18 protein-coding genes are annotated in these 22,374 nt (G+C 64.3%); 11 read left to right on the forward strand and 7 right to left on the reverse strand.

Annotation, left to right across the window (positions count from 1 at the left end; all coding sequences use genetic code 11):
* Positions 1-57 precede the first annotated feature (57 nt).
* Both AB4Z38_RS03815 and AB4Z38_RS03820 read right to left on the reverse strand, forming a co-directional pair.
* A complete protein-coding gene (locus tag AB4Z38_RS03815; RefSeq protein ID WP_441428480.1) occupies positions 58-3,222 on the reverse strand; it encodes a GH92 family glycosyl hydrolase in 3,165 nt (1,054 codons plus the stop codon).
* A gap of 287 nt (positions 3,223-3,509) precedes the next feature.
* Complete coding sequence (locus AB4Z38_RS03820) at positions 3,510-4,979, reverse strand: sugar porter family MFS transporter (RefSeq protein WP_441428481.1); 1,470 nt, start codon at positions 4,977-4,979, stop codon at positions 3,510-3,512.
* A gap of 133 nt (positions 4,980-5,112) precedes the next feature.
* On the opposite strand from AB4Z38_RS03820, the gene AB4Z38_RS03825 reads away from it, so the two are divergent.
* The 8 genes from AB4Z38_RS03825 to AB4Z38_RS03860 all read left to right on the forward strand — a co-directional run bounded on the left by AB4Z38_RS03825 (position 5,113) and on the right by AB4Z38_RS03860 (position 12,893).
* On the forward strand, positions 5,113-6,123 hold the full coding sequence (locus AB4Z38_RS03825) for a LacI family DNA-binding transcriptional regulator (RefSeq protein ID WP_441428482.1): 1,011 nt from the start codon (positions 5,113-5,115) through the stop codon (positions 6,121-6,123).
* A gap of 141 nt (positions 6,124-6,264) precedes the next feature.
* Positions 6,265-7,173, forward strand: coding sequence for an FAD-dependent oxidoreductase (locus AB4Z38_RS03830; protein ID WP_441428483.1), 909 nt, complete (start codon positions 6,265-6,267; stop codon positions 7,171-7,173).
* A gap of 148 nt (positions 7,174-7,321) precedes the next feature.
* On the forward strand, positions 7,322-8,026 hold the full coding sequence (deoC, locus tag AB4Z38_RS03835; RefSeq protein WP_441428484.1) for a deoxyribose-phosphate aldolase: 705 nt from the start codon (positions 7,322-7,324) through the stop codon (positions 8,024-8,026).
* Between the two features lie 53 nt (positions 8,027-8,079).
* Positions 8,080-8,304, forward strand: a complete 225-nt coding sequence (locus AB4Z38_RS03840) for a hypothetical protein (protein WP_441428485.1) — start codon at positions 8,080-8,082, stop codon at positions 8,302-8,304.
* A gap of 263 nt (positions 8,305-8,567) precedes the next feature.
* A complete protein-coding gene (locus AB4Z38_RS03845; RefSeq protein ID WP_441428486.1) occupies positions 8,568-9,023 on the forward strand; it encodes a hypothetical protein in 456 nt (151 codons plus the stop codon).
* Between the two features lie 87 nt (positions 9,024-9,110).
* Positions 9,111-9,944 carry a COG1470 family protein gene (locus AB4Z38_RS03850; protein ID WP_441428487.1) on the forward strand — a complete coding sequence of 278 codons (834 nt, stop codon included), beginning with the start codon at positions 9,111-9,113 and terminating at the stop codon, positions 9,942-9,944.
* 1 nt (position 9,945) lies between these two features.
* The gene (locus tag AB4Z38_RS03855) at positions 9,946-10,455 is read left to right on the forward strand and encodes a hypothetical protein (protein ID WP_441428488.1); all 510 of its coding nucleotides are present in this window, start codon (positions 9,946-9,948) and stop codon (positions 10,453-10,455) included.
* The gene (locus AB4Z38_RS03860) at positions 10,452-12,893 is read left to right on the forward strand and encodes a beta strand repeat-containing protein (protein WP_441428489.1); all 2,442 of its coding nucleotides are present in this window, start codon (positions 10,452-10,454) and stop codon (positions 12,891-12,893) included. The genes AB4Z38_RS03855 and AB4Z38_RS03860 overlap by 4 nt, the downstream gene beginning before the upstream one ends.
* A gap of 46 nt (positions 12,894-12,939) precedes the next feature.
* Here AB4Z38_RS03860 and AB4Z38_RS03865 read toward each other — a convergent pair whose 3' ends face one another.
* Together AB4Z38_RS03865 and mfd are read right to left on the reverse strand one after the other, a co-directional pair.
* Positions 12,940-13,746: a metal-dependent hydrolase gene (locus AB4Z38_RS03865; protein WP_441428490.1), complete on the reverse strand. Its 807-nt coding sequence runs from the start codon at positions 13,744-13,746 to the stop codon at positions 12,940-12,942.
* 3 nt (positions 13,747-13,749) lie between these two features.
* Positions 13,750-17,475 (reverse strand): transcription-repair coupling factor, encoded by a 3,726-nt coding sequence (mfd, locus tag AB4Z38_RS03870; RefSeq protein ID WP_441428491.1) that lies wholly within the window; start codon positions 17,473-17,475, stop codon positions 13,750-13,752.
* Between the two features lie 159 nt (positions 17,476-17,634).
* Between mfd and AB4Z38_RS03875 the strand changes: the two genes are divergently transcribed.
* The 3 genes from AB4Z38_RS03875 to nhaA all read left to right on the forward strand — a co-directional run bounded on the left by AB4Z38_RS03875 (position 17,635) and on the right by nhaA (position 19,883).
* Positions 17,635-18,132, forward strand: coding sequence for a DUF2505 domain-containing protein (locus AB4Z38_RS03875; protein ID WP_345449620.1), 498 nt, complete (start codon positions 17,635-17,637; stop codon positions 18,130-18,132).
* Position 18,133: 1 nt separating this feature from the next.
* A complete protein-coding gene (locus tag AB4Z38_RS03880) occupies positions 18,134-18,355 on the forward strand; it encodes an SCO4848 family membrane protein (protein ID WP_441428492.1) in 222 nt (73 codons plus the stop codon).
* Positions 18,356-18,575: 220 nt separating this feature from the next.
* Positions 18,576-19,883, forward strand: coding sequence for a Na+/H+ antiporter NhaA (gene nhaA / locus AB4Z38_RS03885; protein ID WP_441428493.1), 1,308 nt, complete (start codon positions 18,576-18,578; stop codon positions 19,881-19,883).
* 385 nt (positions 19,884-20,268) lie between these two features.
* On the opposite strand, the gene AB4Z38_RS03890 is transcribed toward nhaA, so the two are convergent.
* The 3 genes from AB4Z38_RS03890 to AB4Z38_RS03900 form a co-directional block, all read right to left on the reverse strand.
* Positions 20,269-20,406, reverse strand: a complete 138-nt coding sequence (locus AB4Z38_RS03890; protein WP_441428494.1) for a hypothetical protein — start codon at positions 20,404-20,406, stop codon at positions 20,269-20,271.
* 68 nt (positions 20,407-20,474) lie between these two features.
* Positions 20,475-20,972: a Fe-S cluster assembly sulfur transfer protein SufU gene (gene sufU, locus AB4Z38_RS03895; protein ID WP_441428495.1), complete on the reverse strand. Its 498-nt coding sequence runs from the start codon at positions 20,970-20,972 to the stop codon at positions 20,475-20,477.
* Positions 20,969-22,300, reverse strand: coding sequence for an aminotransferase class V-fold PLP-dependent enzyme (locus AB4Z38_RS03900; protein ID WP_441428496.1), 1,332 nt, complete (start codon positions 22,298-22,300; stop codon positions 20,969-20,971). The genes sufU and AB4Z38_RS03900 overlap by 4 nt, the downstream gene beginning before the upstream one ends.
* Between the last annotated feature and the right edge of the window lie 74 nt (positions 22,301-22,374).

Genomic DNA, 22,374 nt, shown 5'->3' on the forward strand with positions numbered 1-22,374 from the left:
ACCCGCCCCCCGGCCGTCGGGCCGCGATGTCGCACCGCGGGCCCGACGGGATGTGGATCAGGCTCGACGGCGCCGGATAACGATCGCGATCACGGCTCCGGTGAACACGAGCAGCGTGGCGAGCAGCCCCAGCCCGGCCATGCTGAATCCTGTCGTTGCGAGCCCGCCGTCCCTCGTCAGAGTCGTCGTGACCACGGGGTCGGTACCGCCGTCTCGGACGGTCACAGTCAGTGATCGCGCCGCTTCCACGTTGCCTGCGCGGTCTGTCGAGCGGTACGAGACAGAATGGCTTCCGGCCTTGTCGAAGTTCACCCCGTCCGCGGGCGCCCTACTCCACTCCTCTTCGCCGATTCGATACTCGGTGAATGCAACGCCGGAGAGGGCGTCCTCCGCATCGAACACAAGCTTGACCGTCGTGACCTTCGCATCGGCGACGGGCAATTGAACCGTGGTCACGGGAGCGGTCATGTCGATTGCCACACGCGCGCGTGCGATCTCCGAGATGTTGCCGGCCTTGTCGATCGCGCGCGCCTCGAGAATGTGAACGCCATCCTCAGCGAAGAGGATCTTCGTGGCGTATGGCCGCCACTCGCCGCCGTCGAGACGAGTCTCGACGCTCGGCGTCCGGGGGTCGTTGTCATCCGCGGTCGCCGAAACGGTGACCCCGACGGTATGCCAGCCGGATGCCGGAGTCACCGGCGCCGTGTTCAACCGCACCGTTGGCGCAACCTCGTCGACGACCGACGAGCACGGAGCCTTCGGGCGGTCGGCGCTAGCCTCTCCCCAGGTCGTGGATGCGTCGGCGGTGAGCGTCACCTCGAGCGTTCCGCCCTTCTTCAACCGATCCCAGTTGCTGTAGCTCGCGGTTTGGGGAGTGCCGTTGAACGAGACTCCGTCGATGTACTGCAGTTTCGATCCATCGGCGCCGTCTGCCTTGATGGTCAGAGTCGTGTCACCGAAGTCGAGGTCCAGCCGCGGAAAGCGTGGAGCGTGCAACAGCAGATCACCGGAACCGGGAACCGAAGGATACATGCCGAGCGCCGAGAAGGCGTACCATGCCGACATGGTTCCGAGATCGTCGTTTCCGGTGACACCGTTCGGCTTGTTGGTGAAAAGAGTTTGGGCCGCCCGGTTCACCGCCGACGCCTTCGCGGGTTCCCCATAGAAGTTATACATCCACGCAGCATGCAGGTTCGGTTCGTTGTTCGGATTGTACTCGATCCGGTTGTAGTCAAGCGCTCCGGTGACCCAGGATCCCCTCGCGGCACCGGACGGATCGGTGAAGACACGTCCAATGTCGAAGAATTTGTCGAGGCGGCTGATGGCCTGATCGACTCCGCCGATTGCCTCCGCGAGTCCGTCCGCGTCCTGCCAGGCAAGCCATTGGTATTGCCACGCCGTTCCTTCCAGGAATCCCCCGGTGTTGCCGCCCCAGCTGCCGTCGGCGTTTCTCTCGCGCGGGAAGCCTGTGTATCCAGTCTCGGTCGCGGCCCGGTTCCACACGTTCTTCCAGTTGCTCGCACGAGAGGCAAGACGCACAGCCGTGGCGTTGTCGCCCAATCCCTCCGCGACGAGCGAGACGGCACAATCGCCGACCGCGTACTCCATGGTCGCCGAACCGCCGTGGTGTTCGTCGGTGTCCATGCCCTTCTTCGGGGCCCAGCGGTTGGTGGGCACGTACCCCTTCGCGATGTAGTCGGCGATAGCGGAGCGCCCGGCGAACTGGCTCCCGGCGGGAGGCGCAGTGTCGATGTTCTCCAGCAGCGCCGCGAGCAGAAGTTTCTCATCGAGTTCGACCGCCGTGCCGGACAGGGTGTCCCCAGCGCCGAGCGTTACCCCGCCCTGCACCGCCCCGAACCGCCAGAGGTCGGCGAGGAAAGGGGAAGCCGGATCGCCCGTCATGACATTGGCCTCGTAGTTCGCATACGCCCAGCGCGGCAGCCAGCCACCCTGCTGCTGAATCGTTAGAACGCTTCTGGCCATATCCTGCGCGCGTTCCGGCTGCAGCATGGCGAGCAGTTGGTTCTGTGAGCGGTAGGTGTCCCACAGCGAGAACCACTGGTAGTAGGTCCAGCCGTCCGCCACGTGGTTCTTGTCGTCGAAGCCGCGGTAACGGCCATCGACGTCTGTCGAGGTGATGGGCTGGAGGAATGCGTGGTACAGCGCTGTGTAGAAGGTGACATTGTCGTTGGCGGTGCCCCCGTAGGTGGTGGCTTTCCGAAGTTCGGTGTTCCACTCCGCGACCGTCGCATCCTTGACGGCCTCGAAAGGGATGATGGCCCCGTTGTCATCGAGTCCCTCCTCCGCGAGATTGGCGATCGCACCGGCCATGCCCGTGAAGGAGAGTCCGGTCGAGAGCTGAACCGTGCGGTTCTCGCGGGTGTCGAAACTCGCCCAGGCGCCCTTCTGCCCGGCCCCGGATGGCTGGGCGGTCGATCCTGGCATGCCGCCGGTCTCATTCCAGGTTCCCGAGGACGCGAAAGGCCGGTCGAACCTCGTAGCGAACCAGGTGGTGTACTCGAAGTCCTTCCCCGAGCAGAATCCCTGCACGCGGATCTCGCTGACGACGGTGCGGTCACCGACGATCGTGATCGAGGAGTTCTTCACCTTGAGAGTTTGATTGGCCTGGCCGGTGTTGAGGAACACATTGGCGTTGCCGGTCGCGGGGAAGGTGTATCGCTGCACCCCGACGCGGGTGGATGCGGTGGCTTCGACGTCGATTCCACCGGAGGAGGTGAGCCTGGTCCTGTAGTAGCCGGCGGTACCGATCTCGCCGTCATGGGTAAGGGTCGCGGCATATCGGGTGTGATCGAAGGTGCGCCCGTTGGAGGTGTCGAACGCCTTGCCGGGGCCGACCTCGCCGGTCGTGGGGAGCACGGAAAGCAGACCGCCTTGTTCCCAGCATCCGGCGCCCGAGAGGTAGGAATGACCGAAGCCCCGAACCGTCGTGTCGTCGTATTGCCAGCCCGCGAAATGTTTGCCAGTCGGACTCACCTGGGCCATGCCGAACGGCGCCGACGCACCGGGGAAGGTGTTCCCTTCGTCCTTGGTGCCGATGAAGGTGTTGACGGATGCCGCGGGGTTGGCCATGGGGCCAGCCGCGGAGGCCGGCTGCGCCACAAGGGCCGGGCCGATCAGCCCCGCGACGAGGGCGATCGCAAGGGATGCCGCTGCGTGCGACTTCATGCGTCTGGCCCGTCTTGCCAGGATACGGATCTTCATTTGCTGTGTCCCCCTTGACATAGCCAGAAAGCGCATGGAAACGTTTCCAAGAGACGGTATCCCAGTATCCACGTAGCGTCAATGATGCTCCGGCGCGCCGGCCGTCCGATGGCCCGCCGTCGAATCCGCTCCGCACCCGCAGACAGACGTTGTTGGCGCGATCGTTCAGCGCTGACGGCAGCCATGGCCGCCGAACAGGTTCTTCACAGCCTGCTCGGCGGCCACGGTGTCGCCCCTTGCGGTCACGATGCTGAGGAGAGCGAAGTAGGAGGCGACGGCGCGAATCGCTACGAACCGACCGGTACCTGGTTCTTGTGGACCAGGTAGATGGCACCGGTGGTGACGTCTTCCTCTAGTGCTTCCAGGGTGCGGCCGCGGGTTTCGGGGACCTGCTTGATGACGAAGATCAGGGCCAGCGCCCCGACGACGGCGAAGAGGAAGAAGGTGCCGGTGATCCCGACCCCCGCGACCAGCGACGGGAAGAACAGCGAAAGGAACCCGTTCACGACCCAGAGGAAGAAGATCGAGACGCCGGTACCGAAGCCGCGCATGTGCAGCGGGAACACCTCCGACAGGTAGACCCACACCGCCACGTTCAGGAACGTCTGCATGGACCCGACGAAGGCAACCACCAGGAAGAGGATCACGTACGGGCGGATCGGGTTGCCCACGGGCAACATCATTGAGGCGAACCCGATGAGCAGGTGGCAGCTGGTAGTCAGCGTGAGACCGAGGATGAAGGTCTTGCGACGGTCGATCCGGTCCATCAACGACAAGGCGATGACCCCGCCGACCACCGCGATCACGCCGGGCGCGATGTTCGCGATGAGCGCGCCGCTCTCGTTGAAGCCCGACTCGACGAGCACCGTCTGTCCGTAGTACATGATCGAGTTGATGCCGGTCAGCTGTTGGGCGACACCGAGGCCGATGCCCACGAGCAGAATGCGGAACAGGTTCTTGTTACTGAAGACCGCACGCCAGCCGATCTGTTGGCTCTCCTGCTCCTCCTTGGCGACGTTCTCGACCTCACCGAGCTCCGCAAGCGCCCGGTCCTCGGAGCGGACGGACCGCAACACCGCGAGGGCCTCATCGTGCCGGCCCTTCTCCACGAGCCAGCGCGGGGACTCGGGCACTCGGAGCATGCCGAAGAACAGCGCGATCGCCGGCAACGCGCAGACCGCAAGCATGATGCGCCACACACCGGGGACGTCGCCCCACACGATGCCGATGATGGCGTTGACGACGAAGGCCGCCAGTTGGCCGACGACGATCATGAGCTCGTTACGGCCCGCCAGGGAGCCGCGGATCTCATACGGTGCCATCTCCGCCAGGAACACCGGGACCACCGCCGAGGCGCCACCCACGGCGAGGCCGAGCAGGATGCGACCGACGACGAGCACACCGAAACTCGGTGTGAACACGCACACCAAGGTGCCGAGGAAGAACAGCACCGCCAGCAGGATGATCGTCTTGCGGCGCCCCCACCCGTCGGAGATGCGTCCGCCCGAGAGCGCGCCTAGTGCCGCCGCGAAGACGAGCGAGCTGGCAACGATGCCCTCGGTGAACGGCGTGAGCGCGAGTTCGGCCGTCATTGGCCTCAGGGCGCCATTTATGACACCCGTGTCATAACCGAACAGCAGGCCACCGAAGGTGGCGATCAGGGCGACCAGGCCAAGGCGCTTACGATGCGGGCCGTTGGTCAAAGGTGGAAGCGCGACTGCGCTGCCGGCACTGCCGTGATTTTGAGTAGCAGACATCAGGACTCCTTTGTCTTGTGGTGCGGGTCATACACCCGCTCTGAACACCAGACTAACGCGCGAAAGACCCAAATGTAAGGTCAAACTAACAAATGACTTAATTGAGGCTTCTTCACTATGGGAAGATGAGGGCATGGGTCCTGACCGGCAACTCCGTCCCGCAACACAGAGCGATGTGGCTCGCGAAGTCGGAGTTTCCCGGACGCTCGTGTCCTTCGCCTTCCGAGATGCTCCCGGTGTCAGCGACGAGACCAAACAGGCCATCTTCGACGCGGCAAATCGTCTCGGCTACCGGCCCAACGCGGCCGCCGCCGATCTGGCGCGCAAGCATCGCTCCGCCGTCGGGCTCTATTTGATGGACATCCACAACGAGGTCTATGCCGACATCCTCAGCGGCGTAAGGATGTCACTCCCCCAGGCCCGCAACCGGCTCATCCTGAGCGTCTCCCAGACTATCGACGGCATGGATCCGGGAGCCGTGGACTCGCTGATCGAGGCACGGGTGGGGATCATCATCGCCGCAACGCTGCTGGATCCGGACGAACGAGTGCGGGAACTGGCCCAAATGGTCCCCATCGTCAGCGTCGCGAGGCCGGTCCCCGGCGTCGACAGCGTGTATTCGGACGACGACGCCGGCGCCCGTGCCGCCACCGAACACCTCCTCAGCCTCGGACACACCCGGATCGCCCACCTTGGCGGACCCGATTATGACGGCCATACGGTCCGCCGAAGAAGCTATGAGAAAACAATGCGCGGCGCCGGCATTGTTCCTTGGACCGTGCCGGCAGACGACTTCACACAAGATGCCGGACAGCGCGCCGCCGCCGAACTGCTTGACTCCGTGGACCGTCCGACAGCAATTTTCACCCACAATGACCAGTTCGCCTTAGCGGCACGCGAAGCCGCCTACGCCAGGGGCCTGGCCATTCCCGGGGACCTGTCGCTGGTGGGCTATGACAATTCACGGTCCGGCCGGCTTCACGGTATCGACCTGACGTCGGTCGACCTCCACGCGGTGGAACTGGGACGCATCGCCGGAACAGTGGCGATGGAGCGGCTCAATGATCCCGACGCTCCGATGGCGGACAAGCGCCTCACGCCCGAGTTGGTTGTCCGCAATTCAACGGCCCCCGCCCCCATGTGACCCAGCTCATTACCGACTGGTAACCATCAGGGAACGGGTCCCCGCCAAATGGCAACAACGGGGAAACACCACCGAAAAACCCCGCGCCTACGCTGGGCACAGGAACATCCACCACAGCTCAGTTCAGCGAAGGGACCCACCATGTCCAACACCCCGTCCGCAGGCTCCATCCACCTCGTCATCGCAGGAGCCGGGCCCGCAGCCCAGGCCCTGGTCCGCCAACTGACAGGCAGTAGCGCTACTTCGCGACAGCCGGGAACGGCAGCGTTCCACGGCACCATCACGGTCCTGAGCAACCGCGACGAGTGCCCCGATGCGCTGCTGGAGATAGCCGCCCTCCCCCAGGTCTCCGTGCGTTTCGGCCAGGCCGCGAGCTTCATCGATGTCCAGGCCCGCACGGTGACGACCACCGAAGGCCTCGAGTTCCCTTACGATCAGCTGGTGATTGCCACCGGGTCCTCCCCCATGTACCCGCCGGTCCAAGGCGCAGCACGCGGCCTCAGCTACTCCACGATCGACGACGCCGAGGAGATCGGCACCGCGGTCAAGGACATCACCAAGGTCCTGGGACGTCGTCCGCTGGGAATATTGGTTGGGACCGGTCCGGCAGCCGGCCAAGCCGAGGCGGTCCTGCGTGCCCGCGGAGTCCGGCCTGTCCGTACCACCTTGCGTCCAGCTGCCGTCATGCCTTCCGTCGCCGGTTCGGTCCTGCCGGCTACCGGGATCGTCTTCGAGGACGGGAGCAGCATGAACGGCGATCTTGTGGTGCTCGCAGAGGAACGGCTCCCCCGGAACGGGCTCGCTGAAAGTGCAGGCCTGCAAACAGCTCCAGACGGCGGCATCAGGGTGGGGCGCGACTTCGCCACTTCGGTGTCCGGCATCTGGGCGATCGGCGACGCCGCCTCGCGGGAGGGCATGCGCCTTGGGCTCGTCTTCTCCTCGAATGCCGCAGCGGCACACTGCGCCGCCCGGCTTGAGGAAGACGCCAAGCTCCGCAATTCCGGTCCCACACAGTCCCCGCGTTCCGCACGCTCCGCCGCCGCGGCCTGAGGCGGGCTGGGGGCAGGCTCAGGGGCCGAATACCCGGGCCGCCGGGCCCCCTGAGGGAGCCTCCACGGCGGCGGGGCAGTGTGGCAAGATGGTCATTTGACGAGCCGCGACCCTTGCGGCACACCGGGCCCGCCACGGAAGGACCTCCATGAGCAACGAAGCCTCCACCGCACTGGACAATAGTGCAAGCATCGCTTCATTCATCGACCACACTCTTCTCAAGCCAGAGGCCAGCGAAGCCGAAGTGCGCCAAGTCTGTGCCGAGGCGGCCGAGTACAAGTTCAAGTCGGTGTGCGTCAATCCGATTTGGGTCAAGACCGTGACGAAGGCCCTCAAGGGTTCCGGAGTGCTTACCTGCTCGGTTGTCGGCTTTCCGCTGGGCGCCACTCCCAGCGACGTCAAGGCTTTCGAAGCACGCGGAGCCGTGTTGGACGGTGCGGATGAAGTCGACATGGTGATCAACATCGCCGCGGCCCGTGCCGGGGACAAAGGCGCATTGGTGGATGACATCACGACCGTAGCGGAGGCGGTCCACGCGGGCGGAGCCATCCTCAAGGTCATCATCGAGACTGCCCTGCTGAACGACGAGCAGAAGGTCCTGGCTTGCGAGGCATCCGTGGAGGCCGGAGCAGACTTCGTCAAGACCTCAACCGGTTTCAACGGTGGCGGCGCCACGGTGGAAGACGTGGCCCTCATGCGCAAGGCAGTGGGCCCGGATCTCGGCGTCAAGGCCTCCGGTGGAGTACGTTCCCTGGCCGACGCACAGGCTATGATTGCTGCTGGTGCAACACGTATCGGTGCGAGCTCCGGAATCGCTATCGTCAAAGGTGGACAAGGTTCATCCGCGTATTGATTTTCCCGGCAGCCGCCATAGTTTTTGAGCCCCCCGGGGCCGAGGAGGAAAGCATGTCCCAGAACGCCAGCCAGCCCATCGAAAAAGAGAACCCGCTGGGCCAGAGCATTCTGCTCTTTGTGATCAGCATGGTCCTGTTCCTCGGCGCCATCTACTCCCTGACTTACCTGACGCTGCAGAACACGTGGCCGATGGCCATCTGCCTGGTCCTCTTTGGCCTCGCCTTCTGGATCCCGCAGACCGTCCTCGGCCGCTCCAACTCGGCTGGCGAAAGCTAACAACCAACTGCAAAAGCTGTGGCCCCGGACTTTTTAGTCCGGGGCCACAGTAGTTTAAATGTGGCTCCACGACCGGGGCCAAGTAGTACCACTCGTATTGGAGCGCGAAAGACGGGTAACACCACTCGTTGTTAGTTAAACACGGCCCATGCCAACATTTGGTCATCGATTGAATGGGCAATCGAAGCAAGGGTTGGAAATTTCGAATTCGTTGCCGCTGTCGCCTGTTCTGGGGAATACCAATTCAAAAAGGAGTCTCACTCATGCGCAAATTGAGCAAAAAAGGAAAAGTCTACGCGGCGGCAGCAGCAGTTGCCCTCGTCGCAGCAAGCGGCGGAGCTGCGTACGCTTACTGGACCACCACCGGAACCGGGTCCGGAGCGGCGGCCAACTCGTCCGGCGGGGGCACGGTCAGCCTTCACGCAACGTTCAATGCTGGTCTCGCACCGGGCAACGACACCTCGGTGGCGTATACGGCCGACAATTCCAGCAACACCGGAACGGTGGTCGGGGCGCTCTCGGCTACGGTATCCACCAGCGACCCCACACACTGCCTCGCATCCTGGTTTACGGTCACGGCCGTGACGTCGAATTCCGCCGTCGCGCCGAATTCATCCGCCACGTCCGTCGGCAGCGGAACCCTGACCTTCCTCAACGATCCCGCCAATCAGGATTCCTGCAAGGGCGCCACGATCACGGTAACCGTCGGCAGCCTCTAGCCGTCAAGCTGGTGGGCCTGCAATGGCCCACCAGCTTGTGCTGTCCGGTCATTCCAAAAACCACGTAGAAACCCAAAGGAGGCACAGGTGCCGAGCATCCCGGAGTTCTTCCGCTCGCCAATTCGCACCGTACGCGCAGGAGCCCTGCTGCTCTTGGCAGGCTTTCTAGTGGTGACCCTTACGTCAGGCGTAGTGCTCGCCGCAAGCAACAATCAAGCCGCCCAAAAGGGCATCACGCTGCAGCTTGCACCCACCAGCAGGTCCGCCACCCAGGGAACGTCGGCGAGCTTCAACGTCATTGTCCAGCCTACCGGCGGGTTTTCCGGGAATGTCTCGTTGTCGGCCACTGGGCTGCCGACAGGTGCCACGGCATCGTTTTCTCCCGCCGCCGTAGCCGTCGGATCCGGATCAGGGTCAGCGACCCTCAACGTGTCCACTACATCCGCCACGCCCTTGGGCACCTACTCCCTCAGCCTCAAGGGCAGCAGCGGAACTGTAGCCTCCGCCGTCGTCGTCGTTTCCTTGACGGTGACCGCCGGCCAGCACCAACCGTTCACCATCTCAGGCGGCCCCGCGGGACTTCTCGCGCCGGGCTACGGCGTGTCGATTGATCTCCAGTTGGCAAACCCGGGCAACACCAACCTCAACGTCACCGGCCTGACCGTTTCCGTCACGGGAATCACCCGGACCGCACAAGCCACGGCGAACAACCGGCCGTGCAATCCCTCGGACTACGCGGTGACCCAATTCAGCGGCAGCTATCCGATCACCGCCCCGCCGGGCAATTCCTCGCTATCAGGGAGCGGAATTCCGGCAGCTCAATGGCCGCAGATAAAAATGCTGAATAGCTCGCTCAACCAGGACGGTTGCAAAGGCGCCACCCTCCAGCTTTCCTACTCGGGGACGGGACAGGGTAACTGAGATGACTTCCAACGGATGGCTGAAGATCAGCGGGGGCCGGGGCGTCAAGGCCGCATTCCTGGCAGGCGCGCTCACCCTGGCACTCGGTACGGCGGCGGCGTATGCATATTGGACTACGAGCGGCTCCGCAAGCGGCTCCGCCGCCGCCGGCGACATGCAAACCGTCACCGTGGACGCGCTCGTTCCCGGAGACGGCCCGGCGTCGACGCTGATCCCCGGCGGGACTGCCGACGTAGTGCTGCGGGTGACCAACCCGAACCCCTACCCGGTCCAGGTGTACAGCGTCACGGGCAATGGACCCGTCACCTCCGACACCGCGCATCCTTCCTGCACCACCACGGGCATCACCTTCACCGGCTCCCCCGGTCCACTCAGCCCGACTGTTTCCATCGCAGCGAATTCGACCGCATTGGTCACTCTTCCCGGAGCGGCAGGTATGGCTGCAACCTCGCAGTCGGCCTGCCAGGGCTCCACCTTCCACCTTCCAGTCACGTTGGCGGTCCGAAAATGAGCATTCAACCGCGGCCCCATATGCCCCGCGCCGCCAGCTGGCTGAGGACTCGTGCGCCGTGGGTACTGATCGGAATCCTCCTGGTGTCCGGCATCGGTTCGGCGGCCTACGCGTTCTGGCAGTCCATCAGCAGCAGCAACTTCGCCGCTGCCGCTGGGGACGCCGTCATGCCTGGAAGCAAGCCATCCGCCTCTGCCACTGGCGCCGATATCTCAGTGAGCTGGATACCTGGTACGACGGCGGGGGGCCACGCTGTTACCGGCTACACCGTGGCCCGGTACAACGCGGCCACGGGCGGATCCAAGACCCCTGCGACAGGCGCCTGCGCGGGCACCGTTACGGTCGCCAGCTGTGCCGAACACAACGTCCCCGGAGGAATATGGTTCTACACTGTCACACCGGTCATCGCACTTTGGACCGGCACTGAAAGCCCTCGCAGTGATGCCGTCAGCAGTGACAGCACGCCGCCGGTGGCCTCCGTTGCGTCCATTTCCCCGACGCCCAACGCGTCCGGCTTCAACAACAGCAGCCCTGTCATCGTCAACCTCACAGCCCAGGACAACGCAGGCGGCTCCGGCGTCGCGTCGATCACCTACGCCGTTGATTCCGGCAGCCAGACCACGGTGAACGCCGCCAGCGCATCCGTCACCGTCAGTGGCGACGGAACGCATGTCGTGTCGTATTTCGCGACGGACAACGCAGGCAACGCCAGCACCTCCCAGAATCTTGCGATCAAGATCGACACGGTGGCACCCGGCGCACCTTCGATCATTGTGCCCACGTACGTGAACAGTGCCAACGTTGCCGCTGTCCCGGTCAACGGCACAGCTGAGCCCGGATCAACACTGACCCTTACAATCACCGATCCCGGTGCCGCGCACACGCTGGCACGGACAGTGACAGTCAACGGCTCCGGAGCGTGGACGGCAACCGGTCTCGACCTGACCTCCCTGAACCAAGGCACCGTCACGTATGCCGCCAAAGCCACCGACGCTGCGGGCAACACCGGCTCCACGGTGACCGTCACCAGCATCAAGGACACGCTCGCCCCGGCCGCTCCGACGATCTCCGCCCCGCTGTACGTCAACAGCACCAACGTTGCCAACGTGCCGGTCAGCGGCACGGCCGAGGCTGGCGCGGCAGTCACGCTAGTCGTCACCGACGCCGGGGCCGCCCATTCGGTGACGCAGACTCCAACGGCCAGCGGCACCGGTGCTTGGTCCACAACCGGGCTCAACCTGTCCTCGCTCAACCAGGGCGCCGTCACGTACACTGCAACCGCTACCGACGCCGCCGGTAATACCGGGGCTTTGGTCACGGTTACCAAAACCAAGGACACGCTCGCCCCCGGACTACCGACGATCAGCGTTCCACCATTCGTGAATAGCGCCAATGTGGCCAACGTCCCCGTCAGCGGCACCGCCGAGCCGGGCGCAACGGTTGCGCTGAGCGTCACGGACCCCGGTTCAGCCCACACGGTGCTACAAACCGTGACGGCCAGCGGAACCGGTGCATGGTCCACGACTGCACTCAACCTCACGGCGCTGAACCAGGGCACGGCCGCCTACCAGGTGACCGCCACCGATGCGGCCGGCAACGCCAGCGCCACTGCGACCGCGACGGACACGAAGGACACGGTTTCCGCCACTCCGGTGGTCAACGCTCCCGCCTATGTGAACGGTGCCAACGTGGCCAGTGTCCCGGTCAGCGGAACGTCCGACGCCGGAGCGTCAGTCAGCCTTACTGTCACGGACGTCGGCACCCCCACGCACACGGTCAGCCAAACTGTCACGGCCAATGGCTCGGGAGCATGGTCGTTCAGTGGACTCAATTTGGGCACGCTCAACCCTGGTGCCATCAGTTTCTCGGCAACAGCCACGGACCCGGCCGGCAATGTCAGCGCCGCGGGTACAGCAAGCAGCACCAAGGACGTCGTGGCGCCAACGGTTACAGGGGTCGCACTGACGAACGGTAACGGTAACGGAACCGCGGACGGCGGAGACTCCGTGGTCATCACTTATTCGGAACGCATCGACGCCACGAAGTTCTGCGCCAACTGGAGCAACACAGGAACTCAGAGCCTGAGTGGCAACGGCGACGTGGTGGTCACCCTCCATGACAACGGATCCAACGACACACTGACGGTCACCAGCGGTTCCTGCACGACCACCCTCAACATCGGGACAGTGACCTTGGGCGGAAGCTATATCAGCTCGGGGACGGCATCGTTCCAGGGTAACGGAAGCAACAAGTCGACTGTTCAATGGGATCCGGCGACCTCCAAGCTCACCATCGTCCTCGGAGCCAAGACCGGTACGGTGTCCACCGGCGTCACCGCTGGATTCCCGTCCTACACGCCGGTCGCGGGCCTCACTGACCTCGCCGGGAACGCCCTCGGCACAACGCCGTTTACCTCTGCAAGTAAGACAGGGTTCTGACGCCGGGCGCCCCGGCGTCAGAACCGGCAGTTTCTAAAGTCCACCGTCATCTACCCACCCCCAACATGAGGGCCAGGAGCGCCGGCCACTGGTTTCGGACCAATGCCCACGCCGCCAGGCCAAGGCCAACCATGGCGTAACCGCTCACGGGAATCAGGACGAGCCATTCCCGCCGCGAGCCGGCTTTGCCTAGCAACGGGATGGAGAATGCGCCGTTGGCCCGCCAGATCCCGCTGACCAGGGGCAGCTTGCGCCAGAACTTCGGCGGCTTGATGACGATGGGCCACAGCAGCGGCACTCCCCCGGTGGTGATCATGTCGCCCACAATATGGACTGCAACGCCGGTGAGCATGGACAAGGGCAGCCAGCTCCACTGGTGCGGGGCGAACCACGTGACCAGCCCGGCCATGGCAAGAGCGAAGACCCAGTTGGCGATCCACCCGGTATTCGGGAACAGCTTGAGGGCTTTGGCGGCCAGGTTGATCATGAACATGCACAACAGCCCGGCGCCCAAGGACAAACGACCCACGGGAGTATCCAGCTGGAACTGGGCGGCCATGGCGGCGAGCACCACAAAAGCCGAGGCGCCCAACAATGAATGGGTTCCCTGGCGGTGCCCGCCGCTGGCCTTCTCGATCCCGACGGCGATCACGTTGGACAGCGGCGGCAGCGAGTGGGCGATGGTGCTCGAGCGGTGGTCCCAATCGCACACCAAAGCAGTTCCCGCCGTCGTCATCGCTCCGATGAGGATTCCAGTGGCGTCCAGCGGGTACCAGCCCAAGGCGTACGGGCCGGTTGAAGCGATAGCTATCCACGCCGCGGCTCCGGACGCGGCGTGGTGTCCTCCCATCATCGCTTAGCCTGCGGTCTGCGAAGCGCTGGACGTCGGCGAAGCCGAGAAGATAGCTTCGATCACGGTGTTGGCCCACTCAAGGATCTCGGCGTCCTGCAGGTCGCGGCCGCCGATCCTCGCCGTCTTGGGCTTGGGGAGCAGCACGGCGTCGAGGGCCGGTTTGATCTGCGAGCCCGGGTACATGCGGTTGAGCCGCATGACCTTCGATTCGGGCAGCTGGGCAGGCGAGAATCGGATGAAGTTGCCCTGGAGAGCGACGTCGGACAGTCCGGCTTCGCGGGCACCCACCCTGAAGCGGGCGACGGCGATCAGGTTCTTCGCGGGCAGCGGCGGCTCACCGTAACGGTCCACGAGTTCAGCCAATACCTCGTCGATGGCCTCGTTGGTGATGGCCGCGGCCAGTTTCCTGTAGGCCTCCAGCCGCAGGCGTTCGCCGGGCACGTAGTCGTGGGGCAGGTGGGCATTGACGGGCAGCTCGATCTTCATGTCGGCGGCTTTCTCTTCAGCCTCGCCGCGGTACTCGGCCACGGCTTCGCCGACCAGCCGGATGTACAGATCGAAGCCGACCCCTTGGATGTGCCCGGACTGTTCCCCACCCAGCAGGTTGCCGGCGCCGCGGATTTCGAGGTCCTTCATGGCCAACTGCATACCCGCTCCGAGCTCGTTGTGGGCCGCGACGGCTTTGAGCCGTTCGAGCGCCACTTCGCCCAGGGGCTTCTCGGAGGGGTACAGGAAGTAGGCGTAGGCGCGTTCACGGCCACGGCCCACGCGGCCACGCAGCTGGTGAAGCTGGGAGAGGCCGTATTTGTCCGCGCCGTCCACAATCAGCGTGTTGGCATTGGAAATATCCAGGCCGGTCTCAATGATGGTGGTGCAGACCAGGACGTCAAAGCGCTTCTCCCAGAAGTCCACGATGATCTTTTCCAGGCGGCTCTCAGACATCTGTCCATGCGCCACTTCAACGCGGGCCTCCGGGACAAGTTCCCGGATCTGGGCGGCGATGCGCTCGATCGAGGACACACGGTTGTGGACGAAGAACACCTGGCCTTCGCGCATGAGTTCACGCCGGATCGCCGCTGAGGTCTGCTTGTTGGTGAAAGGGCCAACATACGTCAGCACCGGGTGCCGCTCCTCCGGCGGCGTGGCCAGCGTGGACGTTTCGCGGATACCCGTGAGGGACATCTCCAAGGTACGCGGGATGGGAGTGGCGCTCATGGCCAGGACGTCCACGTTGGTGCGCATCTTCTTGAGCGCTTCCTTGTGCTCCACACCGAAGCGCTGCTCCTCATCGACGATCACCAAGCCGAGATCCTTGAACTCGAAGTCCTTGGACAGCAGGCGGTGCGTGCCAATGACCACATCCACGGAGCCGTTCTTGACTCCCTCTATGGTCTCCTTGGCTTCCTTCGCACCTTGGAACCGTGACAGCGGCTTGACGCGCAAAGGGAACCCGGAGAAGCGCTCGGTGAACGTCTCATAGTGCTGCTGGGCGAGCAGCGTGGTGGGAACCAGAACTGCGACCTGTTTGCCGTCCTGTACCGCCTTGAACGCAGCCCGCACCGCGATTTCGGTCTTCCCATAGCCGACGTCGCCAGAGACCAGCCGGTCCATGGGGATCTCGCGTTCCATGTCGGCCTTGACCTCGTTGATAGTGGTGAGCTGGTCCGGCGTCTCCACATACGGGAAGGCTTCCTCAAGCTCCCGCTGCCACGGCGTGTCCGGAGCGAAAGCATGCCCGCGCGAGGCCATCCGGGCGGAGTACAGCCTGATGAGCTCGCCCGCGATTTCCTTAACGGCCTTGCGGGCCTTGGACTTGGTGCTCGCCCAGTCCGCCCCGCCCATCTTGCTCAACGACGGCGTATCGCCCCCGACGTAGCGGGTCACCTGGTCCAGCTGGTCCGTCGGCACGAAAAGCCGGTCGCCGGGAGCACCGCGCTTGGACGCCGCGTACTCGAGCACGAGGTACTCGCGAAGACCGGCGTCTCCCCCTGAGGGACCGGCAGATGAGCCAGCCACCTTGCGCTGGATCAGCTCCACGAACTTCCCGATCCCGTGCTGTTCGTGGACCACAAAGTCACCGGCGTGCAGCTGGAGGGGGTCGACGGCGTTGCGCCGTTTGGAGGGCATGCGCCGCATGTCCTTCGTGGACCCGGCCGAGGTGCGGCCCAAGAGGTCCGCTTCCGTGAGCAGCCCCAGCTTGAGGCCGTCCAAGACAAAACCGCGTCCGACGGCGGCAGTGGTCACCTCGATGATTCCGGCCTGGGGCTCGTGGGCCAGGGAGTCGACCCGGGAACACGGAATATCAGCATCATGGAACAACTCGGCGAGACGCTGGGCAGGCCCGGGTCCGTCCGTGGCCACCACGATGCGCCATTGGTCCCGCACGTGGGAACCGATGAATTCGAGCATCTCGGCGACGTCGCCCTGGTAGCCGCGCGGTTCACGGGCGTGCAGGTTCAGGACGTCGATGTCGAGGACCAGTTCTTCGTCCGTCGCCAAGGACGTGATGGACCACCAGGAGACACCGTGGGCCAGCGCCGCACTCCGGGTGTCCGTCAAGGATTGGAAACTCGCCGCATGCAAAGCTGAAGCGGCTTGGGAGCCCAATACTGAGTCGAGGTCGAGGGGCGCCGCCCCGCCGTCGGACGCCGTGGACCAGGCCGCCTCAAGGAACTCCTCGTTGGTGGCCGCGAGGTCATGCGCACGCGTGCGGACCTTCTCCGGTTCGATGACCACACCGATCGAACCGGCCGGCAGCTGGTCCACGAAAGGCACCATGGCGTCTACCAGGACCGGGGCCAAGGACTCCATACCCTCGACGGCGATCCCGCCCGCGATCTTTTCCAGCATGTCCGCGGCGGCTGGCATCTCGGCCTTGAGCTTAGCGGCGCGGGACATGACCGACGGCGTGATGAGGATTTCCCGGCAAGGCGCGGCGTGCAATTCGCTGGGGTGGTGCACGGCCGGGCCGGAGAGTGAACGCTGGTCTGCCACCGCAAACCAGCGCATCTGGTCCACCTCGTCGCCGAAGAATTCCACCCTGATCGGGTGGTCCTCGGTGGGTGGAAAAACGTCCAAAATACCGCCCCTGACGGCGAATTCACCACGATGGGTAACCATGTCCACGCGCGAATAGGCAGCATCGGCAAGGCGGCGTACCACGTCGCTGAAGGGCATTTCCTGCCCCACCTTCAATGTCACCGGGACCAGTTCTCCCAGGCCTGCCACGACCGGCTGGACCACGGCGCGAACCGGCGCCACGACCACCCGCAGGGGACCCGCCGTCGAGCTCTCCGGGTGGGCCAGGCGGCGAAGGACTGAGAGCCTGCGGCCCACCGTGTCCGAGCGCGGGGAGAGCCGTTCGTGCGGCAGGGTTTCCCAGCTCGGGAAGGCCGCCACCGAGTCCGCGCGAAGATAGGCGGCCAAGGCCGCGGTGAGGTCCTCGGCTTCGCGGCCCGTGGCCGTCACAGCCAACACCACAGCGTTGTCTTCAAGATCTTGGGTCGCGAGGCCGTCCGCCATCTCCGCCAGCAGAGCCGCCCTCAAGCCGGTTGGCGCGCTGATCTGGTAGTCGCTGCTGCGTTCACTGAAGGCCCGTGACGCCTCGGGCCTGACCCGCGCGAACGTCCGGTCCTCACCCAGGGCACGCCGCAATCCATCAAGCGATGGGACCGTGCCGGCAGGGCTGATTCCGGAGTTGACCGCAGACGGTTGGCCTTTGGGGCTCATTGATGGCACTCCTCGGGAGAGGGAAGTCGGATAGGGGACGGCAGCACGAAAACCCGAAATTCTCTCGAATCCCGGGGCGTTCCTAGCCTACCCCGACCACACCGTAGGATGTTTGGGAGCCGCAAGAGCTTTCAACCGAGATATTCACGGAGGACACCCATGGCCCTGAACGCATCCACCACCCTGCCCTACGGCGTTGACCGCGTAGCCGCTACTTTCATCGACGAAGACTTCCTGCGCCACACGAGCGAGTATGTCGGCGGCACTTTGGAATCATTCCAGATCGACGGCGACACCTCCGGCGCCTTCACCACCATCACGGTCCGCACCCTGCCCACCACGCGCCTCCCGGAGATCGCCCGCAAGTTCGTGGGCGAGAAGCTCACGGTCACCCAGACCGAGAAGTGGGACGCCCCGACGGCCGATGGCTCCCGGACCAGCAACATCTCCCTGAAGATCTCGGGCGCCCCGCTGGATGTCACCGCAGCGCAGCGCCTCGTGGCCGACGGCGGCAACACCCGCGTCGAGCTCGAAGGTGCCGTCACGTCGTCGGTACCGTTCCTCGGCGGCAAGATCGCCGACGCAGCCGAACCGATGGTGGGCAAGGCCTTGAACATCCAGTCCCAGCAGGCCCAGGCCTGGCTCGAAAGCCACTAGCGTGCAGCTGGCAGCCTGGCTCTCGATTGTGCTGATCGTCGCGGGTGCGTGGTCCCTCATCGTGTGGCCACAGTTCCTGCGCCGGGTCATGTCGGACCCCCGTACCCGCGACGCCAACGGGAAAGCCACGAAGTTCCTCAGCGTCCACGTCGTGCTGGTCACTATCTCGATGGTGCTCGGACTCGCGACCGCGGTCATCGGGATCACGGCGCTGCTCGCGTAACGCCCCTTCCGTCCCCAACTGTCCCCACCGCCACCCTCGCCTCGCAAGCTCGGCCAGGGAACCCTGGCGGCGTGGGCCCCCGCATTTGTTGTCGTTTTGACGCCTCATAACGACAATAAATGCGAGCCAGTTGGGGGGCCTCGGGTAAAATGGAATGCGGGTGCGCCGGGAAGTCTGGTCGGCAACAGTTTTGTCGAGCCCAAACTCCCCAAGGAGCCACATGGCGAACCGCCCGCACCCCGCTGCCCCGTCCAGGGTTTTCAGCCGCTCCAGCTTCCCCGAGTACCAACGGATCCTGGCTATCCTCCGCGCTGAAACCGTGGGTGGCGCGCTTTTGCTCGCCGCCACGGTGGCCGCGCTCGTCTGGGCAAACTCGCCCCTTTCCAATGGCTACTTCGCACTGCGCGAGGTCAAAATCGGCTACGCTCCCTGGCATCTTGAATTGAGTCTGGGCCACTGGGCCTCCGACGGACTTCTGGCCGTCTTCTTCTTCATCGCGGGACTGGAACTCAAGCGTGAATTCGTGGCCGGGGAACTGCGGAATCCAGCCAAAGCGATCGTCCCGGTCGCTGCAGCAGTAGGCGGTGTGGTCCTTCCCGCTCTCATCTACGTGGTCATCAACCTCGGCTCGGGCACGGAAACACTCAAGGGCTGGGCCATCCCTACCGCCACTGACATCGCTTTCGCTTTGGCCGTCCTTGCAGTCATCAACACGCATTTGCCCGCGGCATTGCGGACCTTCCTGCTGACACTGGCGGTGGTGGACGACTTGATTGCCATCGGCATCATCGCGTTCTTCTACTCGAGCGGACTCGAGCCCTTCATGCTGCTGGCCGCCGCCGTGCCGCTGGCGCTCTTTACCTTCCTGGTCCAGAAACGCGTCCGGAGCTGGTACCTGTTACTCCCTTTGGCTGCCGCCACCTGGGCATTCGTCCACGCCTCGGGAATCCACGCCACCGTGGCCGGGGTCCTGCTCGGTTTCGCCGTGCCGGTCGTGGCCTCAGGCAAGAAGGGTGAGCCTGCCGCCGGGCTCGCCGAAACCTTCGAACACCGTTTGCGTCCCTTCTCCGCCGGCTTTGCGGTTCCTGTTTTCGCGTTCTTCTCCGCCGGCGTGGCTTTGGGCGGGGCTGAGGGACTGGGAGCCGCCCTGCGCGATCCCGTGGCGGTTGGCATCGTCCTGGCCCTCGTGGTGGGAAAGACGGCGGGAGTGTTCGGCACCACATTCCTCATCACAAAGACCACCCGCGCGCGGCTGGATGACGGTCTGGCATGGATCGACGTCGCTGGACTCGCCATGCTGGCGGGCGTCGGTTTCACCGTCTCCCTCCTGATCGCCGAGCTGGGCTTCGGCACCGGTTCCCCGCACGATGACCACGCGAAAGTGGCCATCCTGGCAGGTTCCCTCGCCGCGGCGGTCCTTGCCGCCGTCGTACTCAAAGCCCGTAACCGGCACTACCGCAGCGTGGCGCTGGAGGAACAAAGGGACGACGACGGCGACGGCGTGCCTGACGTTTTTACCCGCGCCTGAAGTGCCGGGGCCGCATACGAGTAGCCCGCATTTTAATTGGAGTAATGCCGCTTTCAATTTGGGTGGTTGGCACGCTGTTTGGGCGGTATCGGCAGGAATACCTTGCTGCTATGGACGCGAATAGTATGGAACGAGTGTGGCATGGGGCCCACAGGAGAGCCCAAGAGAAGAACTGGTCATTGTTCTTTGTTTGGGCAATTCTCGGTCTCATGACGATTTCGGTGTTCATCGCAGCGGTACCCAAATGATGCGATGACAAAGCCAACGGTACAAAAAAGCTCGGACCGGTTTTGCGGGTCCGAGCTTTTCTTTGCCGTACGGTTTTCCAAGCGATAAATAGTCAGCCGTGAATGCCGCAGCATGGCTGCGTTGGAGCATTCGGCCCTTACTGCACCAGTCCGGCGACGGCGGCGAGAATTGTCGCGGCGACGAGGACGAGCAACAATCCCACAACCACGAATTCCGCCCGGCGGACCCGATGCTGGCTCCGGCGCCATTCGCGCCTGCTCTCCAGGATAATCATGCTTCGAGGCTAAGTCCGGACCGCTGCGTGAAATAGAGTGGACGGTACTCGACCTCCACCCACCCGCGTTAGAGAGCCCGGGACACCCCTTGGCTCGCCTCGGCCTGGCGCAGCGCGTCCTCCGCAGCCACCCATGCGAGCATGGCGCACTTTACCCGGGCAGGATATTTGGCAACCCCGGCCAAGGCGGCGGCGTCCTGGAGGAGCTCCTCATCCGCTTCCAGCTTGCCGCGCGAACGCATCAATTCCCGGAAGTGATCGATCGTGTGGCGGAGGGATACCGGGGACATGCCCGGTGCCATTTCACTGAGTATGGACGCCGACGCCATCGAGATGGCACAGCCGTCACCGTCCCAATGGATTTCCGTGACGGCCTGTCCGTCTCCGGCGGTGCCAAGACTCAGCCGGAGGGTGATTTCGTCCCCGCAAATAGGATTGAGCTGGTGGCTCTGACCTGTGGCGGGGTCGCCCGTTGCGGCAGCCGGAAGCTTGGCAAGGTCTCCGCCGCTGCGGGTCTTGGAGTGCTCCAGGATCAGTTGCTGGTACAGGGAGTCCAGGCCGCTCACGATGTGGCTCCGGCCGTTACGCCAAAGTAGGGCCTGATCTGGGCAACCGCATCAACCAACAGGTCGACTTCCTCGAATGTCGTGTACAGGTAAGTACTGGCCCGCGTGGAGGCGCTCAAGCCCAGCCTGCGGTGCAAGGGCTGGGCACAATGGTGGCCCACCCGCACAGCGATACCCAGCTCGTCGAGGTACTGCCCGACGTCGTGCGCGTGCACTCCGGCGACGTCGAACGCGGCAAGCCCGGTCCGTTCTTCCCCCGGCCCGGGGCCCAGCACACGCACGCCCTCGATGGCGCTGAGGCCCCTGACCAGCCTTTGGCCGAGCTCCGCCTCACGAAGAGCGATCCGGTGCATTCCTGTTTCGCTGAGGTAGTTTGCTCCGGCAGCGAGGGCCACAGCCTGCGAAATAGCCTGGGTTCCGGCCTCGAAGCGCTGGGGGGCAGGCAGGTATTGGGCTTCTTCCATGGTCACGGTCGTGATCATGGAACCGCCGGTCAGGAACGGTGGCATGGCATTGAGCAATTCGCTGCGGCCATAGACCGCGCCGATTCCCGTGGGCCCCAGCATCTTGTGGCCGGAGAATACGGCGAAGTCCACATCCAGGGCCTTGAAGTCCAAGGGTAGGTGCGGCGCGGACTGGCAGGCGTCCAGGACCACCAAGGCGCCCACTTCCCGTGCCATTGCGACCAACACGTCCACGGGGTTGATATTACCGAGCACGTTTGAAGTGTGGGTGAAGGCCAGGATCCTGGTGCGCGCGCTCATGAGGCGTGCTGCTTCCTCAAGACGCAGCGCACCTGCGTCGTCGAGGGGAATGTAACGTAGGCTCGCTCCGGTCCGCCGGCACAGTTCCTGCCACGGGATCAGGTTGGCGTGGTGTTCCATTTCGGTGACAAGCACTTCGTCGCCCGGTTTGAGGGCAAAGCGCCCGGCTTCCCCACCCGCCCGGCCTACGCTGGCGTTCGAAAACGAATAGGCCAGGAGGTTCAGCCCCGCGGTGGCGTTGGCGGTCCAGATCAGCTCATCGTCCTGCACGCCCACAAAATGTGCCACGGTGGCACGTGCGTCTTCGAAGGCGTCCGTGGCCTCTACAGCAAGGTGGTGCGCGCCGCGATGGACGGCCGAGTTCCGCTGTTCATAGAATTCCTGCTCAGCCTCGAGCACGCTCCGGGGGTTCTGCGAGGTAGCTCCCGAATCCAGGTAGACCAGCGGTTTGCCATTGATTTCCTGCTCAAGAACGGGGAAGTCGTTACGGATGCGACGCACTTCATCGTCATCGAGTGCGGAAACCTGGGCATCTCCCCACGCGGGGGTGGAAACCATTGTCAAAACCGGTGCTCCTTGTTAGGACTACGTGGCAATCGCCAGCGGCTGACCGCCAGGAGTGGCGGCGTCACCTAGTA

Origin of the sequence: Arthrobacter sp. 2RAF6 (assembly GCF_052115205.1) — a bacterium.
Lineage (GTDB): Bacteria > Actinomycetota > Actinomycetes > Actinomycetales > Micrococcaceae > Arthrobacter.

What these genes read in the sequence shown, in the direction of transcription:
- AB4Z38_RS03840 (WP_441428485.1), top strand. Translation starts at nt 8,080, where the DNA reads ATGTCCCAGAACGCCAGCCAGCCCATCGAAAAAGAGAACCCGCTGGGC.
- AB4Z38_RS03860 (WP_441428489.1), top strand. Translation starts at nt 10,452, where the DNA reads ATGAGCATTCAACCGCGGCCCCATATGCCCCGCGCCGCCAGCTGGCTG.
- AB4Z38_RS03830 (WP_441428483.1), top strand. Translation starts at nt 6,265, where the DNA reads ATGTCCAACACCCCGTCCGCAGGCTCCATCCACCTCGTCATCGCAGGA.
- AB4Z38_RS03875 (WP_345449620.1), top strand. Translation starts at nt 17,635, where the DNA reads ATGGCCCTGAACGCATCCACCACCCTGCCCTACGGCGTTGACCGCGTA.
- mfd (WP_441428491.1), bottom strand. Translation starts at nt 17,475, where the DNA reads ATGAGCCCCAAAGGCCAACCGTCTGCGGTCAACTCCGGAATCAGCCCT.
- AB4Z38_RS03890 (WP_441428494.1), bottom strand. Translation starts at nt 20,406, where the DNA reads ATGATTATCCTGGAGAGCAGGCGCGAATGGCGCCGGAGCCAGCATCGG.
- AB4Z38_RS03845 (WP_441428486.1), top strand. Translation starts at nt 8,568, where the DNA reads ATGCGCAAATTGAGCAAAAAAGGAAAAGTCTACGCGGCGGCAGCAGCA.
- AB4Z38_RS03820 (WP_441428481.1), bottom strand. Translation starts at nt 4,979, where the DNA reads ATGTCTGCTACTCAAAATCACGGCAGTGCCGGCAGCGCAGTCGCGCTT.
- AB4Z38_RS03865 (WP_441428490.1), bottom strand. Translation starts at nt 13,746, where the DNA reads ATGATGGGAGGACACCACGCCGCGTCCGGAGCCGCGGCGTGGATAGCT.
- nhaA (WP_441428493.1), top strand. Translation starts at nt 18,576, where the DNA reads ATGGCGAACCGCCCGCACCCCGCTGCCCCGTCCAGGGTTTTCAGCCGC.
- AB4Z38_RS03825 (WP_441428482.1), top strand. Translation starts at nt 5,113, where the DNA reads ATGGGTCCTGACCGGCAACTCCGTCCCGCAACACAGAGCGATGTGGCT.
- AB4Z38_RS03815 (WP_441428480.1), bottom strand. Translation starts at nt 3,222, where the DNA reads ATGAAGATCCGTATCCTGGCAAGACGGGCCAGACGCATGAAGTCGCAC.
- deoC (WP_441428484.1), top strand. Translation starts at nt 7,322, where the DNA reads ATGAGCAACGAAGCCTCCACCGCACTGGACAATAGTGCAAGCATCGCT.
- AB4Z38_RS03855 (WP_441428488.1), top strand. Translation starts at nt 9,946, where the DNA reads ATGACTTCCAACGGATGGCTGAAGATCAGCGGGGGCCGGGGCGTCAAG.